Here is a 12,110-nt window from a genome sequence, read left to right on the forward strand (position 1 = left end):
TCCCGCTTTGCTCCTTTTCCCCTACGGCGCCGCTCATCGTGTCCATCGTCCAGTATCTGCCCGGTTCATCCGTCCTGTCGTCTTTTCGCCGCGAGCGGCTGCTTGCGCAGCTGAAGCAGGCCGGCTTACCGGTAGCCGATATCTCCGCCCGCTACGAACATTTCGTCAACTGTGATGCCGCCTTGTCCGCGGATGAGCAGGCGCGCCTGGCGGAGCTGCTGGAATACGGCGATCCCTATGAAACCGCCGACAATCCCAAGGCCCTGGCCCTGCGTGTAATTCCGCGCCTGGGCACGATTTCGCCCTGGGCCAGCAAGGCCACGGATATCGCCCACAATTGCGGCCTCGCCACGGTGCGCCGCATCGAGCGGGGCGTGCGCTACATGCTGGTGCCGGAACGCGGCCTGCTGGGCAGCAAATCGTTCGATGCGGATATGCTCCAACGCGCCGCCGCGCTGCTGCACGACCGCATGACGGAAACCGTGGTCGACGCCAATTTCGACGGGCAGGCGCTGTTCGCCCCGCTGGACGGCCGTCCGATGCGGCAGGTGCCGGTGCTGGCGCAGGGCATCGCCGCGCTGGTCGAGGCCAATACCACCCTCGGCCTGGCGCTGTCGGAAGACGAAATCGAGTACCTGGCGCAAGCCTTCGGCAAGCTGGAACGCGATCCCACCGACGTCGAATTGATGATGTTCGCGCAGGCCAACAGCGAACACTGTCGCCACAAGATCTTCAATGCGCAATGGACCATCGACGGCCAGGCGCAGCCCCACACGCTATTCGGCATGATTCGCGCCACCCACGCGGCGCAGCCCGAAGGCACGGTGGTGGCCTATTCGGATAACGCCGCGATCATGGAAGGCGGCGTGGCCCAGCGTTTCCACGCCGGCCTGGCCGGGCAGGGCGCCGATGCGCTGGTCTACAAGCGGCGCGAGACCACGGTCCATACCTTGATGAAGGTGGAGACCCATAACCACCCGACCGCCATCGCGCCTTTCCCGGGCGCGTCCACGGGCGCGGGCGGCGAGATCCGCGACGAGGGCGCCACCGGCCGGGGTTCCAAGCCCAAGGCCGGCCTGACGGGTTTCACCGTGTCGCACCTGCGCATCGACGACGCGGTGCAGCCTTGGGAGGCCGATCATCACGGCCTGCCGGACCGCATCGCCTCGCCCCTGTCTATCATGATCGACGGCCCGATCGGCGGCGCAGCCTTCAACAACGAATTTGGCCGGCCCAATCTGCTCGGCTATTTCCGCAGCTATGAACAGACCGCCGGCGGCACCCGCTGGGGTTATCACAAGCCCATCATGATCGCCGGCGGCCTGGGCAGCATCGACGCCGGGCTCACGCACAAGAACGTCATCCCGGCCGGCGCGCTGCTGATCCAGCTGGGAGGCCCCGGCCTGCGCATCGGCATGGGCGGCGGCGCCGCGTCCAGCATGAGCGTGGGCAGCAACAGCGCCGACCTGGACTTCGATTCGGTCCAGCGCGGCAATCCGGAAATCGAGCGCCGCGCGCAGGAGGTCATCGACCGCTGCTGGCAGCAGGGCGAGGCCAATCCCATCATCGCCATCCACGACGTCGGCGCGGGCGGCCTGTCCAATGCCTTCCCGGAGCTGGTCAACGACGCCGGCCGCGGCGCCACGTTCGATCTTGCGCGCGTGCCGCTGGAAGAGTCCGGCATGTCGCCGGCCGAGATCTGGAGCAACGAGTCGCAGGAGCGGTATGTACTGGCCATCCTGCCGGCGGACCTGGCGCGCTTCGACGAGATCGCCCGCCGCGAACGCTGCCCCTATGCGGTGGTGGGCGTGGCCACGGAAGAACGTGAACTGCGCGTGGTGCAAGGCGAGGGCCTGCCGGGCCTGGATCCGGCAGGCGTGGCCGCGGGCCCCGTGCGTCCGGTGGACGTGCCCATCGACGTCATCCTGGGCAAGCCGCCGCGCATGTCGCGCGACGTCCAGCGCCTGCCGGCGATCGCCGAACCGGTGGACTTCGCGGGCATCGACCTGACCGAGGCGGCCTACCGGGTGCTGCGCCACCCCACGGTGGCCAACAAGACCTTCCTCATCACCATCGGTGACCGTACCGTGGGCGGCCTGACCGCGCGCGACCAGATGGTCGGTCCCTGGCAGGTGCCGGTGGCGGATGTCGCCGTTACGCTGGCCGACTACGAGGGCTTCCGGGGCGAAGCCATGGCCATGGGCGAACGCACGCCGGTGGCGGTCATCAATGCGCCGGCCTCAGGCCGCATGGCCGTGGCCGAGGCGCTGACCAACCTGGCCGCCGCCGACGTGGCGCAGGTGGAGAACATCAAGCTGTCGGCGAACTGGATGGCGGCCTGCGGCGTGCCGGGCCAGGACGCGGCGTTGTACGACACCGTATCGGCCGTCAGCGAACTGTGCCAGACGGTGGGCCTGTCGATCCCCGTGGGCAAGGACTCCCTGTCCATGAAGACCGCGTGGACCGAGAACGGCGAAGCGCGCCAGGTGGTGGCGCCGGTGTCGCTGGTGGTGACGGCTTTCGCGCCGGTCAAGGACGCGCGCGCCACGCTGACGCCGCAGTTGCGCGCGGATGTCGGCGACAGCGTGCTGATCCTGGTCGACCTGGGACGCGGCCTGCATCGCATGGGCGGGTCCATCCTGGCCCAGGTCTACAACCAGGTCGGCGACAGCGTGCCGGATATCGACGTGCCGCAGGACCTGCGCGCGTTCTTCATCACCATCCGTACCCTGGCCGAGGCGGGGACCCTGCTGTCCTATCACGACCGTTCCGACGGCGGCTTGTTCGCCACGCTGTGCGAGATGGCCTTCGCCGGGCGCACCGGCGTGTCCGTCAACCTGGACATGCTGACCATCGACGAGAACTCGGCCGATTGGGGTGACTACAAGATCCGTCCGGAGCAGGTCAAGGTCCAGCGCGACGAGCTGACCCTCAAGGCCTTGTTCTCGGAAGAGGCGGGCGCGGTGATCCAGGTGCCGGCGGCGCAGCGCGATGCCGTGATGCAGGTGCTGCGGGGCGCTGGCCTGTCCAAGTTCTCGCACGTCATCGGCGGCCTGAACAGCGGCGACGAAATCGAGTTCTATCGCGACGGCCGCAAGATCTGGGGCCAGCCGCGCGTCGACCTGGCGCGGGCCTGGAGCGAGACCAGCCAGCGCATCATGGCCTTGCGCGACAACCCGGAATGCGCCCAGGCCGAATTCGATACGTGGCTGGATGCCGCCAATCCCGGCCTGACGCCTCGCGTCGCATTCGATCCGCAGGAAGATGTGGCGGCGCCGTATATCGCCACCGGCAAGCGTCCGCGCGTGGCCATCCTGCGCGAACAGGGCTGCAACAGCCATGTGGAAATGGCATGGGCGTTCGACACCGCCGGCTTTGACGCGGTGGACGTGCATATGACCGACCTGCTGCAGGGCCGTGTCGACCTGGCCACGGTCAATGGCATGGTCGCCGTGGGCGGTTTCAGCTACGGCGACGTGCTGGGCGCCGGCGAAGGCTGGGCCCGTACCATCCGCTTCAACAGCCGCCTGTCCGACCAGTTCGCCGCCTTCTTCGGCCGCCAGGATACCTTTGGCCTGGGCGTGTGCAATGGCGCGCAGATGTTCGGCGCGCTGGCGCCCATCATCCCCGGGGCGCAGGCCTGGCCGCGTTTCACCCGCAACCAGTCGCAAAAGTTCGAGGCGCGGCTGTCCATGCTGGAGATCGCCGACTCGCCGTCCATCTTCTTCGCGGGCATGGCCGGCAGCCACATCCCGGTGGCCGTTTCGCACGGCGAAGGCTATGCCAATTTCTCGCAGCAAGGCGATGCGGGCAAGGTGGCGGGCGCGGCGTACTACGTGGACAACTACGGCAAGCGCACGGAAACCTATCCCTGCAACCCCAATGGCAGCCCGGCGGGCCTGGCCGCGGTCACCACGGCGGACGGCCGTTTCATGGCCATCATGCCGCACCCCGAACGCGTGTCGCGCAACGTCATGATGTCGTGGGCGCCTGAACGCTGGGGCGACAAGGACTCGGGCGGCGCGTTCAGCCCCTGGATGCGCGCCTTCCGCAACGCCCGTGTCTGGCTCAAGTAATCGACCCGCACAGCGGCCCGCGAGGCCGCTGTTTTTCAAGGACCATCACCTATGAACGCTCGTGTTCCCGACTCCGCGCTTTCCGGTCCCCTCGATCCGCAGGCCTTGCAGGCCTACGTCGATGAGAAGTGGGATAACGAAATCATCCCGGCGCTGACCGATTACATCGCCATTCCCGCCAAGAGCCCGGCTTTCGACGCCGATTGGGAGAAGAACGCCTACATCGAACGCGTGGTGCGGGATGCCGCGCAATGGGTCGAGTCGCAGAAAGTCGCGGGCCTGAAACTGGAAGTGGTGCGCCTGCCGGGACGCACGCCCGTCATTTTCTTCGAGGCGCCCGCCACCCGCGCCGACAACGGGGATACGGTGCTGCTGTACGGCCACCTGGACAAGCAGCCGGAATTCTCGGGCTGGCGCAACGACCTAGGCCCGTGGACGCCCAAGTACGAGAACGGCAAGCTCTACGGCCGTGGCGGCGCCGATGATGGTTATGCGATCTATGCGTCGCTGACGGCCATCCTGGCGCTGGACAAGCAGGGCGTGCCGCGTCCGCGCTGCGTGGGCATCGTGGAGACCTGTGAGGAATCGGGCAGCTACGACCTGCTGCCTTATGTGGACGCGCTGCGCGAGCGCCTGGGCAATGTCGCCCTGGTGGTCTGCCTGGATTCGGGCGCCGGCAACTACGACCAGCTGTGGATGACCACGTCGCTGCGCGGCATGGTGTCCGGCACCCTGGAAGTCCAGGTCCTGGACGAGGGCGTGCATTCCGGCGATTCCAGCGGCGTGGTGCCGTCCAGCTTCCGCATCCTGCGCCATCTGCTGGACCGGCTGGAGGACAGCGGCACGGGCCGCCTGCTGCCGAGCAGCTTCCATTGCGAAATTCCCGCCGAGCGCGTCGAGCAGGTGCATGCGACCGCCAAGATCCTTGGCGACGAGGTATGGCGCCGCTTTCCGTGGAGCTGCGGCGCCGATGGCGGCTTCGTGCTGCCCATGACGACCGAGCCGGAACAGGCCCTGCTCAACCGCACCTGGCGGCCGACCTTGTCGGTGACAGGGGCGGACGGCTTGCCGCCCTTGTCCAACGCCGGCAATGTGCTGCGGCCGCGCACGGCCTTCAAATTGTCGCTGCGCCTGCCGCCGCTGGTCGATGCCGTGGCCGCCGCGCAGGAGCTGAAGACCTTGCTGGAGGCCGACGCGCCCTATAACGCCAAGGTCACCTTCAGCCCCAATGCCGGCGCCTCCACGGGCTGGAATGCGCCCGAGTCGCAGGCCTGGCTGACCCAGGCCCTGGATGCCGCGTCGCGGCAGTACTACGGCGCGCCTTGCGGCTACATCGGCCAGGGCGGCACCATTCCGCTGATGAACACCTTGCAGCAAGGCTTCCCCAAGGCGCAATTCATGGTGTGCGGCGTGCTGGGGCCGAAGTCCAATGCGCACGGTCCCAACGAGTTCCTGCATGTGCCTTATGGCAAGAAGCTGACCGCGGCCGTGGCGCAGACCATGGCGGCCTTGCCGGCGGCATGATGGGACCGGAGAACGAGGACGGGGCGATCGAGCCCATCGCGCTCGACGCCCGGCACCTGGCGGGAATGCATCCCGACATCGAGGACGTCGCCCGGGTCACGCAACATTGGCTGACCCGCGCGGTCATCGGCCTGAACCTGTGCCCGTTCGCCAAGCGGGTGCATGTGAAGCGGCAGGTCCGTTATGTGGTCAGCGCCGCCACCGAGGAAGCCGACATCGCCGCCGACCTGGAAGCGGAATTGCGGCTGCTGGCGGACGCGGACCCGCAGGATATCGACACCACGCTCTTGATCCTGCCGGACGGGCTGGCCGATTTCTACGAGTTCAACGATTTCCTCGACACGGGCGATCGCCTGCTCAAGCGCCTGCGCCTGCGAGGCGTCCTTCAGGTCGCCAGCTTTCACCCGGATTACCAGTTCGCGGACACGGCGCCGGATGACATCGAGAACTACACCAACCGCGCGCCTTTTCCCATCCTGCATCTGTTGCGCGAAGACAGCATCGAGGAAGTACTGGAAACCTATCCCGACCCGGATGGGATCTACGAGCGCAACCAGGAGACGATGCGCCGGCTGGGGCTGGAGGGATGGCGGGCGGTGATGCGGGAAGACGACTGACGCAAGCGGGGCGCGGCCGGCACGGACGCCGTGCGCGCGAGGCTATTGCGTTGCGCCGGCCGACGCATCGGGAGCGAAAAAACGCTCCCGCAGTTCCCGCAGCCCGATCCGGTCCAGCATTTCGTTCAGGCGCTCGGCCGCTCGCCGCTGGGGCGGGTTCTTGTGCTGGGCGATGATCAACTCGTTCTTCATCGAGTGTTCCCAGCCGACCAGTTCCGTGACGCTCACCTGGTAGCCGTGGGCCTCCAGTTGCAGGCAGCGCAGGACATTGGTGACCTGGCTGCCGAATTCGCGGGTGTGCAGGGGGTGACGCCAGATCTCCGACAGGGGGTCGCGTTTGGTTTCGCCCTTGTTCTTGCGCAGGACGCTGGCGACCTCGGCCTGGCAGCAAGGCACGACCACGATGTAGCGGGCATGCCTGTTCAGGGCGAAACGCAGGGCGTCGTCGGTGGCGGTGTCACAGGCGTGCAAGGCGGTCACGACATCGACTTGCGGCGGCAGCTTGTCGGAGACGATGGAGTCGGCAACCGACAGGTTCAGGAAGGACATGCCCGCGCCGAAGCCCAAGCGGTCGGCCAATTCCTGGGATCGCCGTACCAATTCTTCCCGGGTTTCGATGCCGTAGATATGCGAGGCATCGTGCAGCGTCTTGAAAAACAGGTCGTAAAGAATGAAACCCAGATAGGACTTGCCGGCGCCATGGTCGACCAGGGTGATGTCGCGGCCTTCCTGCTTGAGCGCCTGGAGCAGGGGTTCGATGAACTGGAAAAGGTGGTAGACCTGCTTGAGCTTGCGGCGGCTGTCCTGGTTCAGCTTGCCGTCGCGCGTCAGGATGTGAAGCTCCTTGAGCAGTTCGACGGATTGGCCGGGACGGATATCGTGGTTCTTGGTCATGGGAACAGCGGGGGCCGCCGGACGGGATCCGTTGGTGCAGCGGTGATGGAATCTGTCATTTTAGCCGTCGGCGACAGGCTGCCGGCGGCTGGGTTTCCGTCCGGCTTGGATACCCCGAGGGAGCAGGTTCGGCCAGGGTAGCGAATCGCCCGCGCGCCTGAATCAACCCATCAATAACACCATGATTAATAGGGTCATATGCTTGAAATCCCAGGCTTCGCCCTTATTTTTTCGACCTGCGCAGGCTGGCCCCGTGGCCGCCGGCAAGGGGCCCCCGGGCGCCCTTGCGTTTCGCCCCACGCAGGGTGAAGATAGCGCCAGCCCCGGCCGGCCTTCAGGCTGCGGCCGGGCAAGTCCATCCGTTGGAGAAACCACCGTGACTCGCAAGACCCGTATCGAGAACTACCGCAACATCGGCATCAGCGCGCATATCGACGCTGGCAAGACCACGACGACCGAGCGCATTCTGTTCTACACCGGGGTGAATCACAAAATTGGTGAGGTTCACGACGGCGCCGCCACCATGGACTGGATGGAGCAGGAGCAGGAACGCGGTATCACCATTACTTCGGCTGCCACCACCGCCTTCTGGAAGGGCATGGCGGGCAATTATCCCGAGCACCGCATCAATATCATCGACACGCCGGGGCACGTCGACTTCACGATCGAGGTGGAGCGGTCCATGCGCGTGCTGGACGGTGCTTGCATGGTCTACGACTCGGTGGGCGGCGTGCAGCCGCAATCCGAAACCGTCTGGCGCCAGGCCAACAAGTACAAAGTGCCGCGTATTGCGTTCGTCAACAAGATGGACCGCGTCGGCGCGGACTTTTTCCGTGTGCAACGCCAGATCGGCGAACGCCTGAAGGGCGTGGCCGTGCCCATCCAGATTCCCGTGGGCGCGGAGGATCATTTCGAAGGCGTCATCGACCTGGTGAAGATGCAGGCCATCGTGTGGGATGACGCCAGCCAGGGCGTGAAGTTCGAATATCGCGATATTCCGGAGAACCTGAAGTCCACGGCTCAGGAATGGCACGACAAGATGGTAGAGGCGGCCGCCGAGGCCAACGAGGAATTGCTCGACAAATACCTGGGCGGCACGCCGCTTACCGAAGAGGAGATCAAGCAAGGCCTGCGCATCCGCACCATCAAGAACGAGATCGTGCCGATGCTTTGCGGCAGCGCGTTCAAGAACAAGGGCGTGCAGGCGATGCTGGACGCGGTGATCGATTATCTGCCGTCTCCGGTGGACGTGCCCGCCATCGCTGGGCATGACCTGAATGACAAGGAAATCGAGCGCCATCCTGCCGATGACGAGAAATTCTCGGCGCTGGCTTTCAAGATCATGACGGATCCCTTCGTCGGGCAGCTGGTGTTCTTCCGTGTGTATTCGGGCGTGATCAATTCCGGCGATACGGTGTTGATACCGGGCAAGGGCAAGAAGGAACGCCTGGGCCGCATCCTGCAGATGCACGCCAATGAGCGCAAGGAGATCAAGGAAGTCTATGCCGGCGATATCGCGGCGGCGGTGGGGCTGAAGGACGTGACGACGGGCGACACCTTGTCCGATCCTTCGGCCGTGATCATCCTGGAGAAAATGGTTTTCCCGGAGCCGGTGATTTCGCAGGCGGTGGAGCCGAAGACCCAGGCGGACCAGGAGAAAATGGGCATTGCCTTGAATCGCCTGGCGCAGGAGGATCCGTCCTTCCGCGTGCACACGGACGAGGAGTCGGGCCAGACCATTATCTCCGGGATGGGCGAGTTGCACCTGGAGATCCTGATCGATCGGATGAAGCGCGAGTTCGGCGTGGAAGCGACGGTCGGCAAGCCGCAGGTGGCTTATCGCGAGACCGTGCGCGGCACGGCGACAGATGTCGAAGGCAAGTTCGTCAAGCAGTCCGGCGGACGCGGCCAGTATGGTCATGCGGTGATAACCCTGGAGCCGCAGGAACAGGGCAAGGGATATGAGTTCGTCGACGCCATCAAGGGCGGCGTGATTCCGCGCGAATTCATTCCGGCCGTGGACAAGGGCATCCAGGAGACGCTGAAGGCCGGCATCCTGGCCGGGTATCCGGTGGTGGACGTCAAGGTGACGCTGACGTTCGGTTCGTACCACGACGTGGATTCGAACGAGAACGCATTCCGGATGGCCGGCTCCATGGCGTTCAAGGAAGCCATGCGCCGCGCGAAACCGGTGTTGCTGGAGCCGATGATGCATGTCGAGGTGGAAACGCCCGAAGACTTCATGGGTAATGTGATGGGCGATCTCTCGTCGCGGCGGGGGATGGTGCAGGGGATGGACGACATCGCCGGAGGCGGCGGCAAGCTGGTGCGTGCCGAAGTGCCTCTGTCCGAAATGTTCGGCTATTCCACGTCGCTGCGTTCGTTGACGCAGGGGCGTGCGACCTACACCATGGAGTTCAAGCATTACGCGGAAGTGCCCAGGCAGATCGCCGACGAGGTGATCGCGGCGAAATCCGCACGTTGATTCTCGTATGGCTGTGTAGGTCTCGTTGGTTGTCGCTGGCGCCGGTTTGCGGCGTCGGTCGATAGCACCGACAGGCAGTATCCATGAAGCCGGCGCATTATGCGCCGGCTTTTTTTCGGGTCGTCGCAAGACAAAACGCCCCTTCGAAGGCGGGTGACGCTGGGCTCACGGCAGCGAGTATTTCTTTTCGCCGGACCGTCATAAGACAAGAGAACTCCCTCGGGCCAGCCAGTGGCGCCAACCGCATGGCGTCGGAGCGCGTTGTTGTCCGGGAGGAGGGGCAGCCTCGGCTCGCGGTCCATACGGTCTTGGGCGGACTCAACTGTTATGCAATCAGTTTTTCATCTTGCTGCCGGAACCGACATGCGGCGCGTCGTACTCATCGGTAGCTGTCGCGCGCTGCAGGATTCTTGTTCGACGATCGGCATGAAGGAGATCGAAGATGGGCGTTTGCAGGAATGGATTGGGTTTGCTGGTTGTGGCGGGGAGTGCGTTTCCGCTCGCCGCGCTTTCGTCAGATGAGGTAATTGAAGTGTATCCAACGCGTCCTATAACGCTGGTTGTTGGTTTCTCTCCCGGCGATTCCCCGGATGTTGTCTCCCGTCATTTGGCTGCTTATATGACGGAAGACCTGGGCCAGAAAGTTGTCGTCGTCAACCGGCCAGGCGCAGGGGGGAATATCGGCGCTGCCGCGGTGGCCAAGGCTGCCGCGGACGGATATACGGTCTATATGGCGGTGAGGCCCGTCGCGCTGCACAAGGCCATGTACAAGCAAGTCAAATACGATTTCGCCAAGGATCTGGTTCCCGTCGGTATGGCTGTATCGGTGCCCTATGTCCTGGTCATGGGCAAGCACGTTCCGGCAACGACTTTTCTGGAAGCTGTTGAGCTGGTGGGCCGTAGTCCGGAAAAGTACGCCTGCGCATCGGGAGGGCTGGCGACGACGACTCACTTTTTATGCGAGGCATTGAGGGAGAAAGCGCCATTGCCGTGGACTCATGTTCCTTATCCGGGCAGCGTGGCGGCGTTGGTCGATGTGCTGGGCGGCCGTGCGGACTTCGCTGTCGCAACCATGACGGCCGCTCTGCCCCATATCTCCTCGGGAACGGTTCGCCCGCTAGCTGTCTTTTCAGAGGGGCGCGTGCCAGCAGTTTCGGCGGTTCCCCACATTGAAGAGTTTGGGTTCACCGGTATGGAGTCGCATGGTTGGTGCGCGCTCATGGCGCCGGCGGGTACGCCGATGCATGTGATCACACGCTTGAACCGCTCCATGAACGCGGCGCTTTCCAATGCTGCCGTTCAGGAGAAGCTCATCCGCTTTGGCTATGGCATGCCGAAAAAGAACAACACACCCGAAGCGCTGGAACAATTCCTTGCGGAAGATACGGAGCGATGGACCGGGGTGCTGGAGCAGCGGCAGCTAACGGGCCTTCAGTAGGCCGCGCGCCAGGTGTCGCGCGCTGCAGGATTCTTGTTCGACGATCGGCATGAAGGAGATCGAAGATGGGCGTTTGCAGGAATGGATTGGGTTTGCTGGTTGTGGCGGGGAATGCGTTCCCGTTCGCCGCGCTTTCGTCAGATGAGGTAATTGAAGTCTATCCAACGCGTCCTATAACGCTGGTTGTCGGCTTTCCGCCGGGAGGGGGTGTTGATGCCGTCGCCCGCCAGATGGCGACGCATTTGACGCAGGAGCTCGGGCAGAGCGTGATCGTGACTTACCGTCCCGGCGCTGCCGGCAACATAGGCGCCGCGGCGGTCGCAAGGGCCGCTCCAGACGGCTATACGGTCTATATGGCGGTGCGACCCGTGGCGCTTCACAAGACATTGTTCAAAGGTGTCGACTATGACTTCGCCACGGATCTTGTTCCGGTCGGGATGGTGGTCGGAGTTCCATATGTCCTGGCCATGGGCAAGCACGTTGCCGCGGCCAGTTTGCAGGCTGGGTTCGTCCTGGCCCGTTCTCATCCGCACGTGTTTACCTGTGCCTCGCCGGGAATGGGTTCGACAAACCATCTCCTCTGCGAGGACCTGAAGGAAAAGGCGTCGGTACCTTGGGTGCACGTCCCGTACAAAGGAGAGGCTTCCATGCTTGTCGACCTGATTGCTGGCCGAGCGGATTTCGCCGTTGTTTCCGTTCCGGCCGCGTTGCCATATATCGCTTCCGACAGCATTCGTCCCATGGCGGTATTCGCGAATGCTCGGGTTTCCGCCATTCCGTCGGTGCCACGTGTCGAAGAGCATGGCTATGGAAGCGTGCAGGCGCAGGGATGGTGCGCGCTCATGGCTCCAGCAGGCACACCGGCGCATGTGATAACACGCCTGAACCGTTCCATAAATGCTGCGCTTTCCAACGTTGAAGTTCGCAGGAAACTGGTCCGCCTTGGCTATGTGATGCCGGAGGGAGGCAATGCGCCCGAAGCGCTGGAGAAATTTCTTGCGGAAGATACGGAACGATGGACAAGGATGCTGGAGCAGCGGCAGATAACGGGGCTTCAGTAGTGTTCCAAGCGTGGG

General features: G+C 64.3%; 7 protein-coding genes. 6 read left to right on the top strand and 1 reads right to left on the bottom strand.

Translation table 11 applies throughout. The annotated features are described in order from the left end of the window. The first annotated feature begins 38 nt into the window (after positions 1-38). From purL to C7R54_RS08215, 3 genes are all read left to right on the top strand, one after another. Entirely contained in the window at positions 39-4,076 is a 4,038-nt protein-coding gene (purL, locus tag C7R54_RS08205; RefSeq protein ID WP_129149715.1) for a phosphoribosylformylglycinamidine synthase, read from the top strand. Positions 4,077-4,127: 51 nt separating this feature from the next. Then, positions 4,128-5,600 carry a M20 family metallopeptidase gene (locus C7R54_RS08210; protein WP_129149716.1) on the top strand — a complete coding sequence of 491 codons (1,473 nt, stop codon included), beginning with the start codon at positions 4,128-4,130 and terminating at the stop codon, positions 5,598-5,600. A gap of 65 nt (positions 5,601-5,665) precedes the next feature. Next, the gene (locus C7R54_RS08215) at positions 5,666-6,217 is read left to right on the top strand and encodes a DUF1415 domain-containing protein (protein WP_129150391.1); all 552 of its coding nucleotides are present in this window, start codon (positions 5,666-5,668) and stop codon (positions 6,215-6,217) included. 42 nt (positions 6,218-6,259) lie between these two features. On the opposite strand, the gene C7R54_RS08220 is transcribed toward C7R54_RS08215, so the two are convergent. After that, positions 6,260-7,111, bottom strand: coding sequence for a class I SAM-dependent methyltransferase (locus C7R54_RS08220; protein ID WP_129149717.1), 852 nt, complete (start codon positions 7,109-7,111; stop codon positions 6,260-6,262). Positions 7,112-7,487: 376 nt separating this feature from the next. On the opposite strand from C7R54_RS08220, the gene fusA reads away from it, so the two are divergent. The 3 genes from fusA to C7R54_RS08235 all read left to right on the top strand — a co-directional run bounded on the left by fusA (position 7,488) and on the right by C7R54_RS08235 (position 12,095). Next, positions 7,488-9,596 carry an elongation factor G gene (gene fusA, locus C7R54_RS08225; protein ID WP_129149718.1) on the top strand — a complete coding sequence of 703 codons (2,109 nt, stop codon included), beginning with the start codon at positions 7,488-7,490 and terminating at the stop codon, positions 9,594-9,596. Positions 9,597-10,059: 463 nt separating this feature from the next. Then, positions 10,060-11,034, top strand: coding sequence for a Bug family tripartite tricarboxylate transporter substrate binding protein (locus C7R54_RS08230; RefSeq protein ID WP_158021174.1), 975 nt, complete (start codon positions 10,060-10,062; stop codon positions 11,032-11,034). Positions 11,035-11,120: 86 nt separating this feature from the next. Continuing rightward, positions 11,121-12,095: a Bug family tripartite tricarboxylate transporter substrate binding protein gene (locus tag C7R54_RS08235; protein ID WP_158021175.1), complete on the top strand. Its 975-nt coding sequence runs from the start codon at positions 11,121-11,123 to the stop codon at positions 12,093-12,095. Positions 12,096-12,110: the final 15 nt, after the last annotated feature.

It is taken from the genome of Achromobacter aloeverae, from assembly GCF_004121055.1.
Lineage (GTDB): Bacteria > Pseudomonadota > Gammaproteobacteria > Burkholderiales > Burkholderiaceae_B > Bordetella_C > Bordetella_C aloeverae.

Coding starts and splice junctions, on each gene's coding strand:
- C7R54_RS08210 (WP_129149716.1), top strand. CDS start 4,128: ATGAACGCTCGTGTTCCCGACTCCGCGCTTTCCGGTCCCCTCGATCCG.
- C7R54_RS08220 (WP_129149717.1), bottom strand. CDS start 7,111: ATGACCAAGAACCACGATATCCGTCCCGGCCAATCCGTCGAACTGCTC.
- C7R54_RS08215 (WP_129150391.1), top strand. CDS start 5,666: ATGCATCCCGACATCGAGGACGTCGCCCGGGTCACGCAACATTGGCTG.